Genomic DNA, 23,471 nt, shown 5'->3' with positions numbered 1-23,471 from the left:
AGTCGGCCGACCGGTCCCTCAACGCGGCTGGAAGCGTTGCGCCCCGTCGAGTCGGATGGTCTCGCCGTTGAGGTAGGTGTTGGTCAAGGCGTGCACGGCGAGGTCGCCGAACTCGCCAGGACGGCCCAACCGCTTCGGGAACGGCACTGCCGCACCGAACTTCTCGATCATCTCCTCACCGACCGACTCCATGATGGGGGTCCGCATCGTGCCGGGGGCGATACAGACGACCCGGATGCCGACCGCAGCGAGGTCGCGAGCCGCCACCAGGGTGAGGCCGGCGACCCCGGCCTTGGCAGCGGCGTACGCCGATTGACCCATCTGACCCTCGTACGCGGCGATGCTGGCCGTAGTGACGACAGCGCCTCGCTGACCGTCCTCAGTGTCCGGCTCGCTCGTCGCAATCGCAGCGGCCGTGAGGCGTAGGACGTTGTAGGTGCCGGTGAGATACAGATCGAGGGTCTTGGTGAAGCCCTCGAGCCCGGCGGGCGAGCCGTCGCGCTGGACGATCTTCTCCGCCACCCCCCACCCACCGTGCGCAGTGACGGCGTACCGCAGCGGGGCCAGTTCGCCAGCGGCGGCGATGGCGCCCCGCACGGTGTCGTCGTCGAGCACGTCGGTGCGCACGTAGCGAACGGCGTCGCCGAGCTCGACGGCGAGGGCCTCGCCCTTGGCGTCGGCCAGGTCAGCGATCACCGCGTGCCCGCCGGCCGCGACGACGGCACGCACCACGGCCTCGCCGAGGCCGCCGGCACCCCCGGTCACGATGGTCGACGTATTAGTCAGCTTCATGCGTGGTTCCTCTCGGTTGCTCCGACGGTCGCCGGAGGAGTTTCAGGAGCGCCGAACCGGCGCTTGAGCTCGGCCTTGGCGACCTTCGCCAGACCGGTGCGCGGCAGCTCGTCGACGACCTCGAGCCGCTCGGGCCACTTCTGCCGCATGAGTCCCGCGGCGGCAAGGTGCTCGGCGAGGTCGACCAGGCTCGGACGGGGGTGGCCCGGACGGACGGCGACGACGGCGCACACGAGCTCGCCGCGCTCCTCGTCGGGCAGCCCTACCACTGCCACCTCGGCCACACCGGGGAAGGTGCCGAGAACCAGCTCGATCTCGAACGGGACGAGGTTCTCGCCCTTGCGGATGATCACGTCCTTCAACCGTCCGACCACCTCGACGTGACCGCTGTCGTGGACGATGCCCAGGTCGCCGGTGCGGAACCAACCGTCGGCGGTGAAAGCGCGTTCGGTCTCGGAGTGATCCAGGTAACCACGACAGACCCCCCGTCCGCTGACCTGCAGCTCACCGGACTCGCCAGACGGCAGCGGCTCACCGGAGGGACCCACTGCGCGCACCTCGTTCCCAGGCACGACGCCCCCATCGGTCCGTGCAAGGAGGTCACCGGGGTCGTGCGGGTCACCTGCCGCGATCATCGGGACCTCGGTCATCCCGTAGTCGTGGGCCACGACGGTCCCGAGGACGTCACGCACCTGCTCGAACAGCTCGACCGAGCAGGGCGCGCCCCCTCCCTTGAGCACGCGCAGCGACGGAAGGAACGGCTGCACGCCAGCGTCCTGCGCCAGGGCCACGAGCGCCTGGTAGAAGGGAGGAGCGCCTCCGGTGACGGTGACGCCGTGCATGTGCATCGCCTCCGCCGCCGGCCCCGGCACGAAGGCCTCCTGGAGGAGGATCGGGTAGCCACCGCCGAGCGCTGCGATGAGGTAGAGGACTCCTCCGACGTGGGCGATGGGGAACGCGGCAGCCGCGAGCTCGTCGGGCTCGGCTCCGAGCCGCCCCCTCCCGGCGAAGCCGAGGCCGCCGGTCAGCAGGCTGTCGTCGGTGTGACGCACTCCCTTAGGCATGCCCGAGGAGCCCGAGGTGAAATAGATCCACCGGACGTCGTCGGGGTCAGCCGCCGGTGTCGTCACCGTGGCCACCTCGTGATCGGCGCCGGTCGGGTCGAGATCGATGACGATCACTCGGGGGCGCACGCGCTCCGGGAGGTCCAGACGCTCCGCCATGGCGACGAAGTCGTGTCCCTTCCAGGTGCCGGGCACGAGGAAGTGCTCGGCCTCGACCGCCGCGAGGCAGGCCGTCACCTCACGCTCGCGGTAGAGCGGGATGATGGGCGCCTGCACGGCGCCCAGCCGACGCAGCGCGAGCATGACGGCGTACGTGCTGATCCTGGTCGGGAGCTGCCACGCCACGCGGGTCCCGGACTCGATCCCCAGCTCCGCGAGCAGCGCCGCGTACTGCTCGACCATGCCGAGGAGCTGCCGACAGGTCACCCTCCGGCCCTCCTCGTCGAGGAGAGCCAGGGCGTCCGGCGTAAGCGCGGCCCGCCGCTCGAGCAGCTGAAGCACCGTGTCGGCCTCGATCATCCACGGCCACGAACCCCTGGTCGACTCGCTCATCGACTCTCCTCGAAGTGATAGCGCGACACCAGGTCGGCGACGCACGCAGGCTTGGCGCCGCCCTCGACCTCGACAACGACCCGGGTCACGAACTGAGCCGAGCTCGACGACAGCTCGTCCAGCCCGGTCACGGTCATCCGGGCTCGCACCCGACTACCGGCTAGGACCGGGCTGGGGAACCGGACCCGGTCGAGCCCGTAGTTGACTCCCATCAATGCCCCGTCGAAGCGTCGCAGCTGGTTGACGAAGTACGGCACCAGCGACAGCGTCAACAGCCCGTGGGCGACCGGCGCCCCGAACGGGCCCTCGGCCGCACGGATCGGATCGACGTGGATCCACTGGTGGTCCATGGTGTCGTCGGCGAAGCCGTCGATGCGCGTTTGGTCGACCGTCAGCCACGCGGTCGGGCCCAGCTCGCGCCCGACGATCCCACGGAGGCCCTCCAGGCCTGGGACGACGAGCGCGCCACCGGCCGAGCTCACGTCGGTGAGGTCGATGCGTGGCTCAGCCATGACTCAGGAGCATCGCCCCGGCCACAGGCCCTCCACCGACGGCGACGACCGCGACGTCGGGACGTGACCCCACCGCACCCCCAACCTGGCGCTCCTGGCCCTCGCCCCAGAGCTGCACGCACGCCTCGTGGAGAAAGCCCATCCCGTGGAGCCGGCCACCCGAGAGCTGCCCACCGGAGGTGTTGAGCGGGAGGTCCCCGTCCAGAGCGAGGAGTGCGCCGTCCTCGAGGAGTGCGCCGACCTCGCCGTGCGCGGCGAAGCCGAGCGCATCGAGCCACTGCACCGTCAAGAAGGTGAAACCGTCGTAGAGCTGGGCCACGTCCACGTCGGCGGGTGTCAGCGTCGTCCGGTCCCACAGCGTGGCGGCCGCGTCGTGCGCGGCCATCGTGGTCAGATCGATCCGCTGGTCCCACGTGGCGCGCTCGAACATGCCGGTGCCAGCTGACTCGACGGTGAGCGGATGCCGCGGCAAGCCGGCCGCAGCATCACGCCTCGACACGATCACCGCGGTGGCCCCGTCACAGGGCACGTCGCAGTCGTAGAGACCGAAGGGCTCGGAGATCATCCGCGCACCGAGGTAGTCCTCCATGCTCAGCGGGTCACGGAAGACCGCGTCCGGGTTGAGCGCCGCGTGGCGACGCGCCGTCAGCGCGACCGTGCCCAGGTGTTCCCGGGTGAGGCCGTGGTCGTGCATGTAGCGCTGCGCGGGCAGGGCGAGCCAGTTGGCCGGCGAGAGCGCACCGAAGGGGGCTGTCCAGGCCATGTGCGGGGGCAGCTTCCCCCCGTCGAAGAGCACCGAGGCGCGGCCGCCATCCGCCTGTGCGGTGGACTCCCAGACCGACCGGAAGACCAGGACGTGGTTGGCGAAGCCGAGGGTGACCGCCATGCAAGCCTCGATGACGGGCCCGATCTGCCCGGCAGTCTCGATCCCGCTCATGTACCACGACGTCCGCAGGCCCAGGGCGTTGCGGACCTCGTGCACGTCGGCGCCGGAGAAGCCCCGCTGCGGCGCCCCGGGGCCGGGGTAGCTTGCGACCCCGTCGATGTCGTCGGGGGTGAGCCCGGCGTCGGCGATCGCCCGCAGAGATGCCTCGAGGGTCAGGTCGAGACCGCCGCGCATCAGCCTGCGGCCGACCTGGGACTTGCCGGCGCCGGTGATCACGGCCTTGCCGTCGAAGGGACCGCCGCTCATGCTTCCTCCCCCGGAACCGTCGCCGCGTCGACCGAGGGCGGCACCGGGCGGAAGAGCGGCAGCCACACCTCGGTGCCGCCCTCGGGGGCCCAGTGCTCGAAGAACACCTCGACCTCGTCGCCGATCCGGACCTCCGCGGGGTCGACGTCGACCAGCTGGCTGAAGATCCGGACGTCGGGCTGCTCCTCGAGCTCGACCAGCACGATCACGTAGGGGGGCGGAAGGGTCGGCAACCACGGCTGGCGGTTGACGGTGAACGTGGCGACCCGGCCGCGTCCGCTGACCGGCTCCGAGGCGACGTCACGGCTGCGGCACCGGAAGCACGCGGGCGCCGGCGGATGGAAGTACTGCTCACAGCTGCGACACCGGTGGACCATCAGCCGGTCGTCCTCGCCGCCGGTCCAGAAGGCGACGTCATCGCCCTCGGGCGTAGGGGTGAGCCGGAAGTCGGGGCGGGTGTAGGTCTGGGCCATCAGTCCTTCTCCGTGCTGAGGATCGTCACGGCGGAGACGGCCGTCGGCCCGCCGATGTTGTGCGCGAGCGCGTACGTCGGTGTGTCGAGCTGGTTGTGCGCGTCGCCACGAAGCTGCTCGAAGAGCTCGACGTTCTGCGAGACGCCCGTAGCACCCGGCGGGTGCCCCTTGGCCTTCAACCCACCGCTGAGGTTCACCGGCCGACTCCCCTCGAACGTCGTGGCGCCGCTCTCGACGAGCGCGGCCGCACCGAACCTGTCACAGAACCCGAGGTCCTCGTAGCTGATCAGCTCGACGGCGCTGAAGCAGTCGTGCACCTCGGCCACGTCAATGTCGGCGGGCCCGATCCCGGCCATCGCGTAGGCGGCCCGGGCCGCTTTCACGGTCGGGGGGAAGGAGGTCATGTCCTGCTTGTGCTGGTGCATCACCCGGTCGAGGCCGAGCCCGACGCCGCGCACCCACACCGGCCGGTCGGTGTAGCGGTCGGCCACCTCCTCGGAGACGAGGAGGACCGCAGCGGCGCCGTCACTCTGCGGCGTGCAGTCGTAGAGGCCGAACGGTTCGACCACCGTCGGCGCGCGCAGGACCTGCTCGACGGTGATCTCGAAGCGAAGCTGCGCCTTGGGGTTGGTCAGGGCGTGACGGTGGTTCTTCACTGCGACCATCGCCATGTGCTCACGAGTGGCGCCCGACTCATGCAGGTAGCGGGCGGCGTGGAGGGCGAAGTTGGCAGGCGCGACCAGGCCGAGGGGATAGTCCCACGCCACGTCGCGCGTGAGCGCCGCCCACTCCCAGAACGTGCTGCGCGAGGACGACTCACGCACCTTGTCGGCCCCCACGACCAGGGCGACGTCGACGATGCCCGATGCCACGGCGTACATCGCGTTGCGCACGGCGTCGTTGCCGGTCGCGCAGGCGTTCTCGACCCGGGTGACGGGGATGTCGAGCAGTCCGCAGCTGTCGGCCAGGATGCCGGCCGGGAAGCCGTCGCTGGTGGTGAGCTCGCCGAACCACGCCGCCTCGATGTCGGAGCGGTCCAGGCCCTTGTCGACCGAGGCAGCCATCTCGGAGACGGCCATCGGTACGAGCTCCTTGATGCCGAGGTCGAAGTGCTCCTTGAACTCGGTCATCCCAGCCCCGACCATCGCTACGCGCCTCATCAGATGTCCTCCGTTGTCGGATCGGTGTCGATGGGCAGCAGCGCGTAGCCGTAGTCGGGGATGCCCGATCGCAGCGCCACCCGGCGCAGCACCAGGCGGCCTCGGTCGCCGATCGCGGTGCCACCGGCGGGTGCACCGGTGACCTTGACCAGCGCGCGGACGTCGACCCCGTCGAGCTCGACGATCGCCAACGAGTAGGGCGTCGGCAGCCCGGGCACGGGGACGTGCACGGTGACCGCGGTGTAGACCGAGCCGGTGCGGGGCAGCGGGGCGAGCGACCATCCCTCCTCGGAGCCGCACTCGAGACAGCGCAGCCGGGGCGGGAGCGCGAGGGTGCCGCAGGCGTCGCACGCGCCGGCCTCCCACCGCAGCTTGGCGTCGAAGGCACGGGCGTAGGCCGCCAGCGAGATCGCGATCTCGGGGCCGGGTGTCTCACGCAGCGTGGCAGGTGACTGCGCGGCTGGCTCGTCGCGGGCCAGGCAGAGGCGGGTCGTGCCGCGGCCGGTGCGTACGGCGGTGGCGGAGGCCTGCTCGACGGCGACTGCGACACCGGTCTCCCCGAGGTCGGCGAGCGCGGCGAGCGCGAACAGTGCAGCGCTGGCACCGGTGACCGGCAGCGCGGGGGCAGGTCCCTGGGTGAGGACACCGGCCTGGCGAGCAGTGGCGCCGGCCACCACGACCGGCTTCTCAGCAAGATCGAGGGCGCTCACCGCGGCCAAGCCGCCACGGTCCCAGCCGAGCCGGGCGTCCTCGTAGTCGCGCGCGACACCGTCCCTGCCGCGACTCTGGACGGGCAAGCTGCCCACCCGACGGGCGCACGGCAGCACCTCGAGCCCATCGGCACCCACAAGGGCGGCCGCTGCCCCGGCGGGTGCCAGATCGGCTGCCAGGACGAGGGTGCCCGGTGCCGCGGCGGTGAGCACGTCGAGCGTGGCAGGGCACCCGCCCACCTGCTCGGTCACCGGGAGGTCCGCCGGTAGGCCCAGACCCGCCAGCAGCGCCGCGGCGTTGCCACCCTCGAGCAGCGGCAGGTCGCGTGAGACCAGCACCACCTGGTCGACGTCCGGCTCGTCGAGGCAGCCGAGGGCTGCGCGGCCCGCTGCAACGGCCAGGGTCACCGCGTCCTCGTCGGGGCCGGGTCGGCGATCCTGCTCCTCGCCCCAGGTGGGGAGGTAGGTGCCGAGGGCGGCGAGGTGACTCATCGGGCACCGCCCGGAGCGACGAGGCCGGCGAGGCCCGGGGGCAGCACGCCGAGCGTGCGACGGAGGCCGGCGTCGAGCTCTTGCGCCTCCAGACGTGACCCACCCTGGGCCCGATAGCCCTCCTGGACAGACCATCCGCGCACCGGGTGGACGGTGCCACCGTCGATGCGGAGCACCTGCCCGGTGAGCCATCCCGACTGCTCCGAGCACAACCAGGCGACCACCGGGGACGAGTTCGCAGGGTCGAGCCGGTCGAAGCCATCGCGGCCGCCGGCGTCGATTCCTACGCTCGCGGTCATCCGCGTCGCGGCGACCGGCGAGATCGCGTTGGCGGTCATCCCGTAGCGGGTGCCCTCCAGGGCCGAGGTGATGGTGAGGTTCGCGATAGCGGCCTTGGCGGCGCCGTACGCCGCCTGGCCGACGTTGCCGGCCAACCCGGTGCCGGAGGTGGTGTTGACGATCCGGGCAGCGACCGGGCGCCCCGCCCGGTGCTCGGCGCGCCAGTGGTCGCACAGGTGCTTGGTCAGCGTGAAAGTGCCCTTGAGGTGGACGTCGACGACGGCGTCCCAGTCGCGCTCGTCCATCGAGGTGATGGTCTTGTCGCGCAAGATCCCGGCATTGTTGACGACAGCGTCGATTTGCCCGTGGTTCGCCACGACGTGGCCGACCAGGTCTGCCATCGCCGTCCAGTCGCTGACGGAGCCGCCGACCGCGATGGCGCTGCCACCGGCTGCCTCGATCTCGGACACGACCTCGGTCGCGGGATCCTCTTCCGAGTCCTCCCCGCCGAGGCCGACACCGAGGTCGTTGACCACGACCGTGGCGCCGTGTCGTGCCAGCTCGAGGCAGTGAGAGCGCCCGATACCGCGACCACCGCCCGTCACCAGGACGACCCGACCGGCCAGCAGGCCGTGCGTCGTCCCGGGATCGGCGACCGCTTCGACCTTCACCCCAACGCTCACGTGCTCGGCTCCCTCGTCTCGACCGGATCGCACCCGGTCGAGTGCTTCCAGATCGGACGCTAACGTCACTTGACAGATTCGTCAATTGACGTTGGACTGCGACTCACGCCGTGACCGCGGCCACCTTTTGGAGGACTCATGGATCACCCCTTCGCACCCGAGCTGCTGATCGAGGAGATCGGCGCCGTGCGCCTCGTGACACTCAACCGCCCCGAGGCGATGAACGCCACGAACGAGGCCCTGCACGGAGCGCTCATCGGGGTCTGGAAGCATCTCGCAGCCGACCCGGACGCACGCGCCGTCGTCCTGACCGGAGCCGGCCGCGCCTTCAGCGCCGGTGGTGACATGGAGCACTTCGTCGAGCTGTGGAACGACCCGGCGAGCCGGCAGAAGGAGATCGACGGCGCCGGCCAGCTGCTTCGCGAGATCCTCGCGTTCCCGTTGCCTCTGGTCGCGGCGGTCAACGGGCCTGCCGTCGGACTGGGGTGCAATCTCGCCGCCAGCAGCGACGTCGTCCTCATCGCCGAGTCGGCGTTCCTGCAGGATCCGCACGTCGGTGTCGGGCTCACCGCCGCCGACGGCGGGGCGCCCACGTGGCCGCTCCTCATGGGCATGCTGCGCGCCAAGGAATACCTGCTGACCAGCAAGCGCATTCCAGCCGCCACCGCGGTGGAGCTGGGCCTCGCGACGAGGATGGTGCCCGACGCCGACCTGCTCGCCGAGGCCGTGAAGGTCGCCGAGCGGCTCGCGGCCCAACCCCCGCAGGCGATCCAGAGCACCAAGCGAGCCTTGAACATGCACCTGGAGCGGGCGATCAGCGGCGTCATCGAGTACGCCCTGTCGGAGGAGTTCAAGTCCTTCGACACCTCCGAGCACCAGGCTCTGGTCACTTCGTTCCTCGAGCGGAGCAAGCAGAAGAGCGCGGCCTCGGCATGAGCACCTCGACAGCACCTCTCGGCCCCCGAGCCGCGGAGCTCGCTGTCGACCCCGTTGCCTACGCGCTGGCCCTGCGCGAGCACCTGGCCGACAACTCAGCGGACTACGACCGGTGGCGCGGCCACGAGCCGATGACGGTCGCGGAGCGCAACCACCACCACGCAGCCCTCCTGCGAGCCCTGCACGACGACGGCGGTTGGACGCGGTACGGATGGCCCGAGCCGGCCGGACTCGGCGGCGACCCCCGCCACCGCGCCGCGCTCTACGACGAGCTGTCGAGCGCCGGACTCCCGGTGCCCGACCAGTGCCTGGTGCTCGAGACGCTGGGCAACCCGGTGGTGCACTTCGCCCCCACCCTGGCCGCGGAGGTGATGCCGGCACTCTTCACCGGCGCGCAGTGGTGGGGGCAGGGCTTCTCCGAGCCCGAGGCGGGAAGCGACCTGGCCGCCCTGCGGTGCCGGGCACGGCGCGACGGCGACCACTACGTCGTGTCCGGTCAGAAGCTCTGGATGAGCTTCGGAGCCACGGCCCACCGCTTCGTGTGCCTGGTGCGCACCGGGACACCGGAGGCGCGCCACCGCGGGCTGACCATGCTGATGATCGACGCCGACGCGCCCGGTGTCTCCCGACGTCCGGTTGCGTTGGCCAGTGGCCAGGAGGAGGTCTCCGAGGTCTTCTTCGACGATGTCCGCGTGCCCCTCTCGCGAGCGATCGGTGCAGAGGACCAGGGCTGGGCGGTGGCGATGTACCTCCTGCAGTTCGAGCGCTCGATGTTCGCCTGGCAGAGCGCCGGGATCGCCCTGCGGCGACTGCGCGACCTGCGCGACCGACTGGCTTCGTCGGGCACCCCGCTGCCGGACGGGACCACGAGCCGTCTCGGGTCGACGTACGCCGACATCGTCACGCTCCGCTCGCGCTCGGCCGCCACGATCCGCCGCCTCGCCGCAGGCGACACCGTCGGGCCGGAGGCCAGTGTCGACAAGATCCTCCTCGCCACGGTCGAGACCGGTCTGCACGACCTGGCCCGCGACGCGCTCGGCGCCGACTTCCTTCTGGCCGATCCCCAGGACCCGCACGCACTCGACTCCACAGCCTGGCGAGCCGAGTGGTGGTACAGCCGGTCCTCCACGATCCTCGGCGGCTCCGCTGAGGTCCAGCGCACCATCCTCGCCGACCACGTGCTCGGCCTGCCCCAGGAGTCGTCGCGATGAGCCTGGACGACGCCACCGTCGAGGTTGTGCGCGGCTCGCTGCGCGAAGTCTTCGCCACAGGACGGCCGGTGGCCCCAGCGCTCGACGAGCTGGGCTGGGCCGAGGTCCTCGAGGAGGACCCGTCCATCGCCACCACCGTGCTTTTCGGCGAACAAGGACGAGCCCTGGCCTCCAGCGGCCTGCTGGCCGACACCATGCTGGCCGAGCTCCCGGGCTACGCCCCCGGGACACACACCCTGCTGCTACCCCACCCACGCCTCGGCTCGCACCCAGGTCCGACGGGCGTCCTGCTCGCCTCGACGGCCGAGGTGGTCGTGGTGCCTCGCGCGACCCCCGACGGCGTCGTGCTGGCAACCATCGAGCGTTCTTCGCTGGTCACCCGTCCTGCCGGCGGCTTCGACCCGGGCTCGGGCTGGCAGCTCGTCACCCTCGGCGCCGCGCTCCAGCCCGACAGCGTTCCGGTCGGCGCCGCATGGGAACGCGCCGTCGCTACTGGTCGACGCGCCCTGGCCGCCGAGATCATCGGCGTGTGCACGGCAGCCCTCGAGCTCGCGGTCACACACACCAGCGTGCGTCACCAGTACGGCCGGCCGCTCGGGTCCTTCCAGTCGGTGCGACACCAGCTCGCCGAGGCGCATGCCGCGCTCGAGGCGGCCCGGGTCACCCTGGACGTGGCGTGGAGTGCCGCCGAGGACGTTGCCGCCTGGGCAGCGACGGTCGCCAAGCTGCGCGCCGGTGCGACCCAGTCCACGGTGCTGCGCCGCACGGTCCAGGTGCTCGGTGCGATGGGCATCACGCTGGAGAGCGACATGCACCGCTACGTCAGCCGGGGTGCGGCGCTCGACGCCCTCCTCGGCGGCCACCTCCGACTTGCCGACGAGGTCGGTTCTGCCGCGCTCGCCGGCGCAGACCTGCACCCCGTCGTCACCACCTGAGAGCGAGAGCGACACGTCATGACAGCATCCGCACCTGCCACACCGGCCACCCCGGCCTCCCCGACCGCTTCGTCGTCCCCGACCGCTTCGTCGTCCTCGATCGAGGCCTTCGTCGAGGAGGCCAGCGCGTTCCTCGACGAGCACGCCACCCGGCGGCCCACCGGTACTGCCCGCGTCGTCTGGGGCGAGGGCGAGGACCGGATCTCCTACTTCGGCGACGAACCGCCCGAGGTCGACAAGGCGAAGGTCGACGCGGCGCGGGCGTGGCAACGAACCCGCCACGAACACGGATTCGGCTGGATCACGGGCCCCACGGAGTACGGCGGCCGCGCGCTCAGCCCCCTGCACGACCTGGTGTACGACCAGCTCGAGGCGGGGTACGACGTGCCGGACACCGGCGTGATCTCCCTCATCGGGCTCGGCATGATCGGGCCCACGATCCTGGCCCACGCCCGCGAGGAGATCAAGCAGCGCTACCTACCTGCGATGTTCCGCGGGGACGCGATCGCCTGCCAGCTGTTCAGCGAGCCCGGCGCCGGCTCCGACCTGGCCAACGTCGCGACCAGGGCTGTGCGCGACGGCGAGGAGTGGGTGCTCAACGGCCAGAAGGTGTGGACCTCGGTAGCGCACCACGCCGAGCTCGGGATGGCGGTCTGTCGCAGCGACCCGTCGCAGCCCAAGCACCGGGGGATCACCGCCTTCCTCGTCGACATGTCGCTGCCGGGGGTGGAGGTGCGGCCGCTGCGCCAGATGACCGGCGGCGCGGAGTTCAACGAGGTCTTCCTGACCGACGTCCGCGTCCCCGACGACCACCGCCTGGGCGAGGTCGACGACGGCTGGCGGGTCACGATGACCACGTTGATGAGCGAGCGGGCCAGTGTCGGCGGCGAAGGTGCCGGTCCGGTCGAGCGGGCGGTCTCACGCTCCTACCTGACGGCGATGCTGGAGGCGATGGGGCTGTCCCGGGACGCCGCAGCGCGACGCCGGCTCGCCGAGGTGCTGGCCGACCTGACGGCGACCGGCTACCTCAACCAGCAGTCCCTGCGCACCCTGCTCGACGGGCGCGCGCCGGGACCGGAGGCATCAGCCAGCAAGCTGATGTTCTCCCACAACCTGGCCGCCGCCTCCCACCTCGCCGCAGAGATGGTGGGCCCGCGGATGATCGCCGAGACCGGCGACTGGGGAACCTTCTCGTGGAACGAGCTGCTCCTCGGCACGCCGGCCCTGCGCATCCTGGGCGGCACCGAGGAGATCATGAAGAACATCATCGGCGAACGCGTCCTGGGCCTCCCCAAGGAGCCCGGCACCGACACCAAAGCGCCGTTCCGCGCGCCGACGGGAGAGCAGTCATGACCGTGACCACCACAGCTATCGCCGGCGCCGAGGAGCTGGAGGACCTGCGGCTCTCCGTGCGGTCCCTGCTCGCCGACAAGTCCGACGAGTCGCGGGTCCGCGAGGTGATGGAGTCCGACCTGGGCTACGACGCGAGCGTGTGGCGTCAGCTCGCCGATCAGGTCGGGGTGCAGTCGCTGGCCGTGCCCGAGCATCACGGGGGTGCCGGGTTCGGTCAGGTGGAGCTCGGCGTAGCGCTGCGTGAGCTCGGCCGTGCCCTCGTGCCAGGGCCGTTCTTCTCCTCGGTCGTCCTGGGGGCTGGCGCGCTGCTCGCTGCCCAGGACGAGTCCGCGATGGCCGCGCACCTTCCCGGAATCGCCGCAGGCACCACCCTCGCGACGCTCGCGGTCATCGAGACCGACGGCCAGTGGCGCACCCACGGGTTCACGACTCGCGCCCGCGAGGACGGGGAGGCTTCGTGGACCCTCGACGGGGAGAAATCTCTCGTGCTCGACGCCGTGGGGGCCGACCTCTACGTCGTCGCCGCCGATACTCCGCACGGACCCGGACTGTTCCTGGTCGAGTCGGGTGCGGCCGGCCTCGAGGTCACCGGCCTCAGGGCCTTGGACCCGACCCGTCGTGTCGGCCGCCTGACCCTGACCGGGACGCCGGCCGCCGCCCTCGGTCGGCCGGGGAACGGCACCGCGGCCCTCGAGCACCTGCTCGACCGCGCCACCGCCGCCCTGGCTGCCGAGCAGGTCGGAGCGGCCCGCGCCTGCCTCGAGATGAGCGTGGCCTACGCCCGCCAGCGTGTGCAGTTCGGGCGACCGATCGGCTCCTTCCAGGCGGTCAAGCACATGTGCGCCGACATGTTCACCCGGCTCGAGGTCGCCGAAGCCGCTGCGACCGAGGCCGCCCGCGCCGTCGACGGCCTGCCCGACGCACCCCCCGCGGGCGAGGCCGCAGCAGTCGCACACGCCGTCTGCTCCGAGGCGTTCATGTTCATCGCCCAGCAGACCATCCAGGTGCACGGTGGCATCGGCTTCACCTGGGAGCACCCGGCCCACCTCTACTTCCGGCGGGCCAAGGTGTCCCAGCTGATGTTCGGCGGACCGGCGGTCTACTACGAGCGCCTGCTCGAGCGCTGGGGCGTCTGACGCGGGTCACTCCCAGAGTGTGGTCAGCGCCCGCGACCGGCCGACTCGGTCGAGACCGCGGAGGTCTGCCGTGCCTCGCTCGGTGACCACGACGTCGACGTCGTGACCGGGCGTCGTCACCGGCCCCGAGAGCCGGTCGACGAGCGCCGGCCGGCCCCGGTGGGCGGTCGGCAGGGCGATGATCGACAGCCCCTCGGCGGATCGGGCTCCGGCTGCCGCGTAGTCGGGGTGCCCGCCCGGGCTCGCCACTGGCTTGTCGGGGGGACCCTCGATCCCGACGTTGCCCTGGGTATCGATCTCGAGCGCGGTGTTGATCGAGACGAAGGGCTCCCCGGTGCTCAGTCTGGTCGGGTCGTGCGTGTGCTCGACCGGGTGGAGCAGGCCGCGGCCGTCAGCCCACGCGAGCAGCTTTTCGCCGCCGGCCAGGTAGGTGCCGATCGGGGTCCCGAGCAGGAGACCGCGCCGCTCGAGGTCGAGGATCCCGTCGACGAGCAACCCGGAGTCCACGCGCACCGGCACTGTCACCGCCGCCATGATCGCGCTGCCCAGCGCTCCTGGCCCGACCTGGATCCGGGCGCCCGCCGGCACCAGACCGGCAACCCGGTCGGCGACCTCGCGGTGGACGTCGTCGGGCGCGGTGAAGCCCAACGGGGTCAGCGGCACGCTCGACTCCCCTACGACCACGACGTGCTCGGCCGGCAGCGACGGACCGTCGTACGCTCGGGGTGCGCCATGGTGGACGACCGCTGCGACCTGCGCGCCCGCGGCGACCGCGGCGTGCATCCACGACACCTCAGAACCGAAGGTCAGGCCACCGTCGCGGGCGGGGACGACTCCGGCGAGCAGGATGTCGGGCCGCAGGCGGCCCTGCATCAAGCCGGGCACCTGCGACCAGCGCACAGGGATGCCGCGCGCGTAGCCCGCGCGAATGGCGTCCCGCATGCCCCAGCCGCCCATCAGGGCCGCTACGTCGTGGTACGACGTCAGGTCGAGGTCGGGGTCGGGTGTCGGGAGCCACCCGAGCACGAGCTGCACACCACCGACCCCGGCGGCCGCCCGGCTGAGCTCGGCCGACGCTGAGCGCGGCGCGCCGAGGCCGTCCGCCACCGCGACGCGGCACCCCGGCGTGAGGAGTGCGGCCAGGCTCACTGCTCCGCCATCATCGGGTGAGCTGGGGCTCGCGAGGCAGACCGAGCAGGCGCTCGGCGAGGATGTTGCGCTGGATCTCGCTGGTGCCACCGAGCAAGGTCTGGGCGTGCCCCACGAGCATCCGCTGGACGAGCGGCTCGTGGTCCTCGCTGACCAGGGCGTCGAGACCGAGCATCTCCACGCCGGCGTTACCGATGTCGCGGTAGGTCTCCGAGGCCATCACCTTGAGCACCGAGAACGAGGCGTCCCCGGGCTCGGCCCCCTCGGCGATCGCGCGCTCCCAGGTCGTGCGCAGGATCCATGTCCTGACCCACAGGTCGGTGAGCGAGGCCTGTTGCGCCGCGCCCAGGCGGCCGCGCTCGCCCGCGGCGGCCGCCATGTCGTCGAGCGCCCGGAACATCCCGACGGCGTTCGCGCCCAAGGACAGCCGCTCGTTGCCCAGGGTGGTCATCGCCACGGCCCAGCCCTGGCCCTCGTCGCCGATGAGGGCGTCGTGGTCGAGACGCACGTCGGTGAGGTAGACCTCGTTGAACTTGCTCTCCCCGTCGATCTGCACCAGCGGACGCACCTCGACCCCGGCGGCACGCATCGGAACCACGAACGCCGACAGCCCGCCGTGCCCGGGACCGCCGGTGCGGGCGAGCAGGATGCCGAGTTCTGCGCTGGCTCCCCCGCTGGTCCACACCTTCTGACCGTCGACTGCCCAACCGCTGTCGGTGCGACGAGCGCGGGTGCGGACGCCCGCCAGGTCCGAGCCGGCGTCGGGCTCGCTGAACAGCTGGCACCACATGTCCTCGCCGCTGACGATCCGCGGCAGGTAGCGCTCCTGCTGGTCCGGGCGCCCGTAGCGCATCAGCACCGGACCGACCAGGTCCGGCCCGACGATGTTGAGCTGGCGTGGCACGTCGGCGTAAGCCGTCTCCTCGGCGAAGATCGCCTGCTCGGCCACCGAGGCACCCCGCCCACCGTGCTCCACGGGCCAGCGCAGGCAGGCGTAGCCCGCCGCAGCGAGCTGGGCATGCCATGCGCGGGCGGCCACCATGTCGGTGTCCAGCGGGGTGGGACCGTAGTCGTGCAGCCCCTCGGGCCGCGGCGCCTGCGTGAGCCACTCGCGTAGCTCGGAGCGGAACGACTCGGCGGTCTGCATATCCACTTCAGGTGGAGACGATCGTGACGGCTGCGGTGCCCGGCGATCCGTAGAGCTGGGCGTACCCCACCTTGGCGTCGCTGACCTGCCGCTCGCCGCAGCGGCCCCGCAGCTGGTTGGCGAGCTCGTAGACCTGGCGTAGCCCGGAGGCGCCGACGGGCTCGCCGTTGGCGATCAGGCCACCGTCGGTGTTGATCGGCAACGACCCGCCGATCTCTGTCTCCCCGTCGGCCAGCAGGCGCTCCTGGTCGCCGTCGGCGCAGAAGCCGTTCTCGGCCATGTGGATGATCTCCGAGCCGGCGTCGGTGTCCTGGAGCTGGATGACGTCGACGTCGCTCGGCCCGAGGCCGGCCTGCTCGAAGGCGGCCTGCGAGGCGAACACGGTGGGACTCGGCTGGGCCGCCAGTGGCAGGGACGGGCTGAGGAGGTCGAAGGCGCCGTCCCGGCCGCTGAACAGCGTGCTGGCACGCAGGTACAGCGGCGTGTCGGTGTACTTGTGTGCCTGGTCGGCGCGGCACAGCACGACCGCGGCACCGCCCTCGTCGGGATTGCAGTACATGTACTGGCGCAGGGGGTAGTTCAGCACCGGCGAGGCCATGATCTCCTCGACCGAGAGTGGCTTGCGGCGCCACGCGTGCGGGGTGCGCTCGCCGTTGCGCGTCGCCTTCGCCGCCACCCGGGCCAGCGTCTCGTGGCTGATGCCGTGGTCGTGCAGGTAGCGGTTGGCCTTGAGGCCGAAGAAGTGGGTCGTCAGGAACAACCCCGCCTCGCCGTACCAGTCGGGAAGCCCGGCCACCGACGGGTGGGCGGAGAACGCCCCACGAGGGTGCTTGTCCATCCCGACCGCCACGGTGATGTCGGCGTCACCCATGCGGATCGCGTTGGCGGCCTGGGCGAGCACGGTGCCGCCGGACGCGCAGCCGGTGAACGTCGCACGTGCCGGGATGCCCGTGCGACCGAGGAGACCGAGGATGGCCTCGGGGTTGGTGACCTCCATGCTGGAGGCCCACAGGGCCTGGACCTGCTCCCAGGCCACGCCGGCGTCGGCGAGGGCCTCGATGACCGCGTCCTCCCCCATCTGCAAGGCGGACTTTCCCTCGTAGCGGCCGAACGGGTGCAGGCCGGTGCCGATGATGGCGACGTCGGGGGTGCTCATCAGTTCGCTCCTCGATCCGCGGCGCCGACCGGCGCGAAGGCGTAGATCATCGTTTCGTTGCCGTCGGCGTCAGTGCCGAAGGGCACGATCCGCAGCTCCATCTCCTGGCCGATCGAGAGCTTCTCGTGATCGGGCTCGGTCAGCCGCGCCTCGATCAGCAGGGCGTCGGGCAGCTCGACGTAACCCACCGTGAACGGCTCGAAGCTCTCGGCGTCGTCAGCGCCGGCGTATGGCGGTGCGGGCGGCCGGAAGCGCTGGGTGGTGAAGCTCCACAAGGTGCCGTGGCGGGGCAGCTCGACCTTCTCCAGCTCCTCGCGAGTTCCCTCGACGAGCTTCTGCTTGCGGTAGGGGAATACGAGCACGCCGTCCGAGGAGCGACCTGCGATCAGGGCGGGGTCGTCCGAGGGCCAGGTGAACAGATCGGGAGCGATGGGCACTTGAGTCATCAGCCGGAACCTTTCGTGGTGGTGAGCACCGGAACCAGGCCGGTGAGGAGCTCACGGTTGTCGAGCGCGGAGCCCAGCAGCACGGCGGAGCCACGGGACCGCTTGAGGTGCAGGTGGGCGGGGTGCTCCCAGGTGAAGGCGATGCCGCCGTGCACCTGGACGTTGGTGGTGGCGCAGAAGTCGTAGCGCTCGCTGCACACCGTGCGGGCGATCGCGCTGACCAGGCCCAGGTCGTCGGCCTCGGCCTGGACCGATCGCAGCAGGCCCCAGGCGGCGGCCCTGGCCGTCTCGATGGCGACGAGCATGTCGGCGCACAGGTGCTTGACGGCCTGGAAGGAACCGATCGGACGGCCGAATTGGTGGCGCGTGCGGGCGTGGGCGACGGCCATGTCGAGCGTGGCACTGGCACCGCCGACCTGCTCCCAGGCCAGCAACAGGGTGGCGATCTCGCGGGCGCGGTCCACCAGCTGCAGCCCGTCGTCGACGGCGCCGACCACAGCGGCCGGTGCGTGGTCGAAGGTGAGGTGTGCGAAGCGGCGGGTCTGGTCGGAGGTCCGCACCGTCTCCACGCTGAGCCCTCGGCCACCTTCGAGCGCGAAGAGCCCCACCTGGTCACCGCTGCATGCTGGCACCAGCACCAGGTCGGCGCCGCCGCCGTCGAGGACGTAGCGCTCGGTGCCGCTGAGGAACCACTGACCCCCCACCCGCTCGGCCGTGACCGGCACGTCGTCGGGTCCGGTTCGGGGTGCGCCCAAGACCGCGGCGGTCGCGACGAGGGTGCCGTCAGCGATCCCGGGGAGCCACCGCGTGGCCTCGCCGCCGGCGGCGAGTAGTGCAGGGAGCGCCAAGCCGACCGTGGCCAGGAAGGGGACACAGGCCGGTGCACGGCCGAGCTCCTCCATCACCACTGCTACCTCGGCCCAGCCGGCACCGGCGCCGCCGTGCTCCTCGGGAACGGCCAGTCCCTGCAGACCGATCTCGCCGGCCATGGTGGCCCACAGCTCGACGTCGTGGCCGGTCGAGGACGCCATGACCCGGCGTACGTCGGGCTCGGAGGAGCGCTTCTCGACGAGCTGGCGCACGACCTCGCGCAGCTCGGCGCGCTCGGCGACGGAGATGCTCATCCGGCAGGCTCCATCGGTCGGCGCACCTCCGCGCGGGGGCGCGAGACCAGCTCGACCATGGTGCCGTCGGGGTCACGCAGGACTGCGACACTGAAGCCGCCGGTCGGCACGTCCGGCATCGCGGTGAAAACCGCGTCGGGCGCCTCGACGCCGGCGGCCCGCAGCAGCTGCACCGCCCCGGGCACGTCCTCGCACCCGAGGGCGATGCGGAAGACCCCTTGCGTGTTGGCCTGCATCGTCGAGGGCACCGCGTCGGGGTCGACCTCAAGCTCCAAGGAGAAGGTCGGGTCCTCGTCGACCACGAGCGAGACCCCGTCGACGCGAGGTTCGCTCGGCTCGACCACGCGCCACCCCAGTCGCTCGTACCACGCGACGCTGGCCTCGAGATCGGTGCAGCGCAGGCGCGCGTGCGAGAAGGCCGCGCCCTGGTCCTCCGGATCGCCCGCGGGCGGGTCGATCTCGACGACCTCGACCGTCACGCCGTCGGGTGCGGCGACGTGCTGGGCCTGGCGCAGCCGCCCACGCACCCAGGCCGCGTGCCGCGGCTGCTCACTGACGTAGGCCGAGTCCCCGGTCTCTTCGCCCAGCGAGGCGACGCGGACACCGAGTCCGGTGAAGCCCACCGCGCGGGCGGCCTCTCCGGGCGTCCGCGGCTCGACGGGCGGGTCGGTCCACTCGCAGATCTCGATCGCCGGGGCCGCGCGCGGTCCGCGGACGTCGTACATGAACCAGGTGTCGGAGGCGGTGTGCTCCCCGAGTCCGAGGAACCGGGCATCGGTGTCGTCGCTCTGGTTGCGCATCCGCCGGGTGAAGGCGAGCTGCTCCCAGAAGGCGGCTGCGCCAGCGGCGTCGAGGCTGTTCAAGTTGCAGTGCAGCACCGCGTGAACGGCGGCCGCGTGCGGGTCGACCTCGACGCTCGCCTCCGACGGGACCGTCATCGGATGGCGCCGGTCTTCTTCAGCTCGGCGATCTCGTCCCAGTCGTAGCCCGCCTCGACCAGGGCCAGCTCGGTGTGCTCACCGTGCTCGGGGGCACGAGTCTTGGCGTTGGGTCGGAGGTCGAACTGGACCGGGCTGTCGACCAAGGCGAACGTGTCACCGTTGCCGGAGTCGATCTGGGGCAGGTAGCCGTTGGCGATCGCAGCCGGGTCCGAGTGCAGCTCGACCGGCGTCTTGACGACGTCCCAGACTCCATCGAAGTCGGCGAAGGCCTTCTCCCAGTGCTCCAGCGGGTGCTTGGCGAACTCGCCGCGGATCTCGGCGATGCACTCTGCCCGGTTGACGAAGCGCGGCCCCATCCCGTTGAACCGCTCGTCGGCGACCATGTCGGGTCGACCGATCCGGGTGCAGAAGCCCTCCCAGAACCTGTCCGCCTGGAGCAGCACGAACGAGACGTGTCGATCGTCACCTGTGCGGAAGATGTTGGCTACCGGGTTGGGCATGTCGGCCAGGTCGAACTTGGGGATGGCGGAGCCGGTCACCCCGGCGCCGACGATGTCGGTCGAGACCTGCCACATCGCCAGGTGCAGCAGGGAGACGTCGACGACCGACGGCTCGCCGGTGCGCTCCCGCTTGAACAGAGCCGCGGCGACGCCCGAGGCGATCGCGAACCCGCCGAACAGGTCACCGAAGGCAGGCCGCTGCGCAGGCGGGTACTCCGCACCGATGCCCGTGTAGCCGTCTGCGATGCCGCCGCGCGACCAGTAGGCGGCGAGGTCGTAGGCGCCCCGGTCGGCCTCGTCCCCCTGGGGTCCGTAACCGCTCCCCCGGGCGTAGATGATCTTCGGGTTGCGGGCCTGGATCGCGTCGACGTCGATCCCGAGCTTCTTGCGCGAGCTCGGGAGCATGTTGGTGATGAAGACGTCGGCGGTCTCGACCAGGCGCATGAGCACCTCGAGGCCCTCCGGGGTCCGCATGTCGATGCCAACACTGCGCTTGCCGCGGTTGGGCTGCTCGACGAAGTGGTTCACCGACCCCGCGCCGGCCACGACGCCGGAGCTGATCAGGGCACGCTGCGGGTCGCCGGTCTCGGGGTGCTCGACCTTGATCACGTCGGCGCCCCAGTCGGCCAGCACGGCGCCGGCGGTCGGCACGAACGTCCAGGCGGCGACTTCCACCACCTTGATTCCGTCGAGGACGGGGGACGGGGTCTGCTCTGTGTTCATGTCAGGCACCTTTGGGTCGGTCGACGCACCGTTGCGCCGGGTTCGCATGGCCGAGGCGACGTCTCGGTCACCTGTGACTCAGGACACTAGCCAAACTTGACGAAACTGCCAAGTAGTTCGGGAGGTGAATCTCAAGGCGCCGGTGAGGTCGGAGCCCGGGAGGCCCTGCCGCAGTGCTGACGACATGGTCAGAGCCGATCCTGAGGGGGCACAGGTCGGTCAGCCCACGTCGCAAGCGCGGGCGGGTCGACGAAGACCTGGTGGTTCCAGATCGCGAGGTCGTCGGGCAGTGCGCCCTTGGCCTCGTCGAGACGGCGCCGGTAGCCGTCGGGGCCGTCGGTCTCGCGCTGGTCGATGACGTAGGACGCGAAGATCTCGCTGCGTCCGCTGCAGCGTTCGAGGCAGGTCCGGCTCAACCGGTGACCAGACTCCACAGGGCGTCGTCGTCGTCCCCGGCCAGCGCGCGCTCTCCGACCCGCCGCTCCCACGTGTGCTGGCTGCCGTCGGCGTCACGCCACGACCACAGCCGTCGGGTGAAGTGGTGCAAGGAGTGCTCGCGGGTGGTTCCCATCGCGCCAAGGAGCTGGTGGGCGGCCGAGGCGACCTGACCTGCCGCTGCTGCTGCCGCGGCGCGCGCCGCCTCAGCCGGTCCCGGCCCGCCGCGGTCCAGTGCCTCGTCGATGCCGGCCCGGACACGGTCACGTTCGAGCACCATGGTCGCGAGGGCGTGGGCGACGGCCTGGTGCGAGGCGAGTGGACGGCCGAATTGTTCGCGGCTCTGCACGTGCTCGCGGGTGAGCTCACAGGCTGAGTGCATCGCACCGTGAAGGGCTGCGGCCCGCAGCAGAGCCCCACGGCCCCGGATCTCCTCGGCCAGAGCGGGATCGAGGGACACGCCGCCGATGTCGCCCGGGGCCGCGGCGTCGAGGTCCAGGAGACCGGCGGGCTCCCCCGCCAGGGTTGCGGAATCGGGTGCGATCCTGCATCGCGCCGGGACTCTCATGAGCGAGTCGGCGTGCACCAGCAACACCACGGTGTCGTGATCGCCCCACGCGACCGCGCGGGAGGGGTCGGTCACCACGACCGCAGGCTGACCGCGCTCAGGCAGCTCGAGCCCTGCTCGGGTCATCGCCCACGCCGCGTGAGCGGTCTCCCACAGTGGGATCCCGATCGCGTGGCGCCCGGCGCCCCCGGCGAGCTCCGCCTGGTCGCGCACGTCGCCTCCGGCGCCTCCGGCGGTCTCGTCGACGCCGACGGTGGTCCAGTCGAGGTCGACGACGGTCTCCCAGAGCCGTTCGCGGGGCGTGGCGGACAGGACGTCGTCGACCACCGGCGCCAGGTCAGCACTCCAGGTCATCGGCCGACCTCTGCTCTCGCCACGACGGTGCGCATGATCTCGCTGGTGCCGCCGCGGATGGTCGCTCCGGGTGCCACCTGGATGGCGTCGTGCAACAGGGCGAGGTCCTCAGGCTCGGCCCCGCAGACATCGAGGACGTAGCGCGCCGTCTCCACTACGTCCTGCTCGAAGAGCGTGCCGAGCAGCTTGAGCCGAGCCCCCTTCTGGCTCGGCGCCCGGCCAGAGTCGAGCTCGTGGGCCAACTCCAGCCCGAGGCGTCTCAGCCCGAGCAGCCGAGCGGTGAGAGCCCCCAGACGCTCGGTAGCCGCCCGGTCCGGCGCACGTCGCAGCCGGCGCAGCATGGCGCGCACCAGCGGGTAGGTGCTCAGGTAGCGATCCGGCCCGCCGCGCTCGAAGGCAAGCTGGTCGGTGATCTGCTTCCAGCCGGCACCGACCTCGCCGAGGACGCGCGCGTCGGGTGCGAAGACCCGGTCGAAGTACATCTCGTTGAAGTGGTGCTCGCCGGTGAGGTCCAGAATCGGGCGCACCTCCAGGCCCGCAGCGCCGGCGTCGATCAGGAACTCGGTCATCCCGTCGTGCCGTGAGCCCGAGGAGTCAGTGCGAGCCAAGACGTAGACATGCGTGGCGTGGTGAGCCGAGGACGACCAGATCTTGGTGCCGCTGATCTCCCACCCTCCGTCGACACGCTTGGCGCCGGTGCGCAGGGCGGCCAGGTCGGAGCCGGCCTCCGACTCGCTGATCCCGAGCCCGACGACGACCTCCCCACGCCGGATTGCGGGGAGCAGCTCAGCCTGCAAGGCCGGCGTGCCGAAGCGGAGCAACGAGGGGCCGGTCTGGCGGTCGGCCGTCCAGTGGCCGGCCACCGGCGCGCCCGCGCGCAGCAACTCCTCAGCCACCACCCACCGCTCGACGTTCGAGGAGCCTCCACCTCCGCGCTCGGTCGGCCAGGTCATCCCGATCCAGCCCCGCTCCCCCACGGCTCGGGAGAAGCCCGGGTCGAAGCCGCGCACCCAGGGGTCGCACCGCGGGGTGAACGTCTGGCCGGCGAGGAACGCCCGGACCTCCCCGCGCAGCTCATCGAGCGTCGAGACCGGCCCCGGGGCGACGTCCAGCGAAGTTGACACCGTCGTCAGTCCTGACCCTTCGTATTGCGCTTGGCGAACCCCGGGTACCCGAAGAACCGCTCGAAGTTCTCGTCGTTGATCGGTTGGCGAGAGTTGCGGTCGGCCGCCTCCTGCAAGCCGCTCAAACGCGCCTCGGCTGCGTCGATCCCAGGCGACCCGGCTTCGCGAAGCCGCTGTACCAGGGCTCGCTGGTCACGTACTGCTTCGTAGAGGCGGAAGCCCGCCTCGCCGTAGGTGAGCAGGTCGTGGTCGTCCTCGTCCTCGCGCTCGACCGGGGTCGGTTCACTCATCGCAGCCTCCTGGAGAGAATCCTGACGGGTAGGT

At 71.4% G+C, this 23,471-nt stretch carries 24 protein-coding genes; 5 read left to right on the top strand and 19 right to left on the bottom strand.

The window, feature by feature from the left end:
- Positions 1–18 precede the first annotated feature (18 nt).
- The 8 genes from Q1K33_RS07130 to Q1K33_RS07095 are packed head-to-tail and all read right to left on the bottom strand — an operon-like array spanning position 19 to position 7,909.
- The gene (locus tag Q1K33_RS07130) at positions 19–792 is read right to left on the bottom strand and encodes an SDR family NAD(P)-dependent oxidoreductase (protein WP_300402152.1); all 774 of its coding nucleotides are present in this window, start codon (positions 790–792) and stop codon (positions 19–21) included.
- Positions 789–2,408, bottom strand: coding sequence for an AMP-binding protein (locus Q1K33_RS07125; RefSeq protein ID WP_300402150.1), 1,620 nt, complete (start codon positions 2,406–2,408; stop codon positions 789–791). The genes Q1K33_RS07130 and Q1K33_RS07125 overlap by 4 nt, the downstream gene beginning before the upstream one ends.
- Positions 2,405–2,920 carry a MaoC family dehydratase gene (locus Q1K33_RS07120; RefSeq protein ID WP_300402148.1) on the bottom strand — a complete coding sequence of 172 codons (516 nt, stop codon included), beginning with the start codon at positions 2,918–2,920 and terminating at the stop codon, positions 2,405–2,407. The genes Q1K33_RS07125 and Q1K33_RS07120 overlap by 4 nt, the downstream gene beginning before the upstream one ends.
- Positions 2,913–4,112: a thiolase family protein gene (locus Q1K33_RS07115; protein ID WP_300402145.1), complete on the bottom strand. Its 1,200-nt coding sequence runs from the start codon at positions 4,110–4,112 to the stop codon at positions 2,913–2,915. Before Q1K33_RS07115 ends, Q1K33_RS07120 begins: the two co-directional genes overlap by 8 nt.
- A complete protein-coding gene (locus tag Q1K33_RS07110) occupies positions 4,109–4,585 on the bottom strand; it encodes a Zn-ribbon domain-containing OB-fold protein (RefSeq protein WP_300402143.1) in 477 nt (158 codons plus the stop codon). The genes Q1K33_RS07115 and Q1K33_RS07110 overlap by 4 nt, the downstream gene beginning before the upstream one ends.
- Positions 4,585–5,730: a thiolase family protein gene (locus Q1K33_RS07105; RefSeq protein ID WP_300402195.1), complete on the bottom strand. Its 1,146-nt coding sequence runs from the start codon at positions 5,728–5,730 to the stop codon at positions 4,585–4,587. Before Q1K33_RS07105 ends, Q1K33_RS07110 begins: the two co-directional genes overlap by 1 nt.
- A 14-nt stretch (positions 5,731–5,744) precedes the next feature.
- Complete coding sequence (locus Q1K33_RS07100) at positions 5,745–6,947, bottom strand: OB-fold domain-containing protein (RefSeq protein WP_300402141.1); 1,203 nt, start codon at positions 6,945–6,947, stop codon at positions 5,745–5,747.
- Complete coding sequence (locus Q1K33_RS07095; protein WP_300402139.1) at positions 6,944–7,909, bottom strand: SDR family NAD(P)-dependent oxidoreductase; 966 nt, start codon at positions 7,907–7,909, stop codon at positions 6,944–6,946. The genes Q1K33_RS07100 and Q1K33_RS07095 overlap by 4 nt, the downstream gene beginning before the upstream one ends.
- Positions 7,910–8,047: 138 nt before the next feature.
- Between Q1K33_RS07095 and Q1K33_RS07090 the strand changes: the two genes are divergently transcribed.
- From Q1K33_RS07090 to Q1K33_RS07070, 5 genes are read left to right on the top strand one after another with little or no spacing between them, the layout of a single operon-like run.
- Entirely contained in the window at positions 8,048–8,845 is a 798-nt protein-coding gene (locus tag Q1K33_RS07090; RefSeq protein ID WP_300402137.1) for an enoyl-CoA hydratase/isomerase family protein, read from the top strand.
- The gene (locus Q1K33_RS07085; RefSeq protein ID WP_300402135.1) at positions 8,842–10,056 is read left to right on the top strand and encodes an acyl-CoA dehydrogenase family protein; all 1,215 of its coding nucleotides are present in this window, start codon (positions 8,842–8,844) and stop codon (positions 10,054–10,056) included. The genes Q1K33_RS07090 and Q1K33_RS07085 overlap by 4 nt, the downstream gene beginning before the upstream one ends.
- Positions 10,053–10,991 (top strand): acyl-CoA dehydrogenase family protein, encoded by a 939-nt coding sequence (locus Q1K33_RS07080; protein WP_300402133.1) that lies wholly within the window; start codon positions 10,053–10,055, stop codon positions 10,989–10,991. Before Q1K33_RS07085 ends, Q1K33_RS07080 begins: the two co-directional genes overlap by 4 nt.
- Positions 10,992–11,009: 18 nt before the next feature.
- Positions 11,010–12,344, top strand: a complete 1,335-nt coding sequence (locus Q1K33_RS07075; protein ID WP_300402131.1) for an acyl-CoA dehydrogenase family protein — start codon at positions 11,010–11,012, stop codon at positions 12,342–12,344.
- Positions 12,345–12,346: 2 nt separating this feature from the next.
- Entirely contained in the window at positions 12,347–13,480 is a 1,134-nt protein-coding gene (locus Q1K33_RS07070; protein ID WP_300402129.1) for an acyl-CoA dehydrogenase family protein, read from the top strand.
- A 6-nt stretch (positions 13,481–13,486) separates the two neighbouring features.
- Here the strand turns inward: Q1K33_RS07070 and Q1K33_RS07065 are convergent, their stop codons facing one another.
- The 11 genes from Q1K33_RS07065 to Q1K33_RS07015 all read right to left on the bottom strand — a co-directional run bounded on the left by Q1K33_RS07065 (position 13,487) and on the right by Q1K33_RS07015 (position 23,437).
- Positions 13,487–14,629: an acetyl-CoA hydrolase/transferase C-terminal domain-containing protein gene (locus Q1K33_RS07065; protein ID WP_300402127.1), complete on the bottom strand. Its 1,143-nt coding sequence runs from the start codon at positions 14,627–14,629 to the stop codon at positions 13,487–13,489.
- A gap of 10 nt (positions 14,630–14,639) precedes the next feature.
- Positions 14,640–15,776: an acyl-CoA dehydrogenase family protein gene (locus Q1K33_RS07060; RefSeq protein ID WP_300402193.1), complete on the bottom strand. Its 1,137-nt coding sequence runs from the start codon at positions 15,774–15,776 to the stop codon at positions 14,640–14,642.
- A gap of 7 nt (positions 15,777–15,783) precedes the next feature.
- Positions 15,784–16,932 (bottom strand): thiolase family protein, encoded by a 1,149-nt coding sequence (locus tag Q1K33_RS07055; protein ID WP_300402125.1) that lies wholly within the window; start codon positions 16,930–16,932, stop codon positions 15,784–15,786.
- Positions 16,932–17,378 carry an OB-fold domain-containing protein gene (locus Q1K33_RS07050; protein ID WP_300402123.1) on the bottom strand — a complete coding sequence of 149 codons (447 nt, stop codon included), beginning with the start codon at positions 17,376–17,378 and terminating at the stop codon, positions 16,932–16,934. The genes Q1K33_RS07055 and Q1K33_RS07050 overlap by 1 nt, the downstream gene beginning before the upstream one ends.
- The gene (locus Q1K33_RS07045) at positions 17,378–18,502 is read right to left on the bottom strand and encodes an acyl-CoA dehydrogenase family protein (RefSeq protein WP_300402121.1); all 1,125 of its coding nucleotides are present in this window, start codon (positions 18,500–18,502) and stop codon (positions 17,378–17,380) included. Before Q1K33_RS07045 ends, Q1K33_RS07050 begins: the two co-directional genes overlap by 1 nt.
- Positions 18,499–19,440: a VOC family protein gene (locus Q1K33_RS07040; protein WP_300402119.1), complete on the bottom strand. Its 942-nt coding sequence runs from the start codon at positions 19,438–19,440 to the stop codon at positions 18,499–18,501. The genes Q1K33_RS07045 and Q1K33_RS07040 overlap by 4 nt, the downstream gene beginning before the upstream one ends.
- Positions 19,437–20,666 (bottom strand): CaiB/BaiF CoA-transferase family protein, encoded by a 1,230-nt coding sequence (locus tag Q1K33_RS07035; protein ID WP_300402116.1) that lies wholly within the window; start codon positions 20,664–20,666, stop codon positions 19,437–19,439. The genes Q1K33_RS07040 and Q1K33_RS07035 overlap by 4 nt, the downstream gene beginning before the upstream one ends.
- Positions 20,667–20,854: 188 nt before the next feature.
- Positions 20,855–21,082: a hypothetical protein gene (locus Q1K33_RS07030; protein ID WP_300402114.1), complete on the bottom strand. Its 228-nt coding sequence runs from the start codon at positions 21,080–21,082 to the stop codon at positions 20,855–20,857.
- Positions 21,079–22,023: an acyl-CoA dehydrogenase family protein gene (locus Q1K33_RS07025; RefSeq protein ID WP_300402112.1), complete on the bottom strand. Its 945-nt coding sequence runs from the start codon at positions 22,021–22,023 to the stop codon at positions 21,079–21,081. The genes Q1K33_RS07030 and Q1K33_RS07025 overlap by 4 nt, the downstream gene beginning before the upstream one ends.
- The gene (locus Q1K33_RS07020; RefSeq protein WP_300402111.1) at positions 22,020–23,147 is read right to left on the bottom strand and encodes an acyl-CoA dehydrogenase family protein; all 1,128 of its coding nucleotides are present in this window, start codon (positions 23,145–23,147) and stop codon (positions 22,020–22,022) included. The genes Q1K33_RS07025 and Q1K33_RS07020 overlap by 4 nt, the downstream gene beginning before the upstream one ends.
- Before the next feature lie 5 nt (positions 23,148–23,152).
- Positions 23,153–23,437: a hypothetical protein gene (locus Q1K33_RS07015; RefSeq protein WP_300402110.1), complete on the bottom strand. Its 285-nt coding sequence runs from the start codon at positions 23,435–23,437 to the stop codon at positions 23,153–23,155.
- Positions 23,438–23,471 lie beyond the last annotated feature (34 nt).

This window comes from Nocardioides sp., from assembly GCF_029937575.1.
Taxonomy (GTDB): Bacteria; Actinomycetota; Actinomycetes; order Propionibacteriales; family Nocardioidaceae; genus Nocardioides.
Note: the sequence above shows the minus strand (reverse complement) of the source record. Positions and strands in the feature narration are given on the sequence as shown.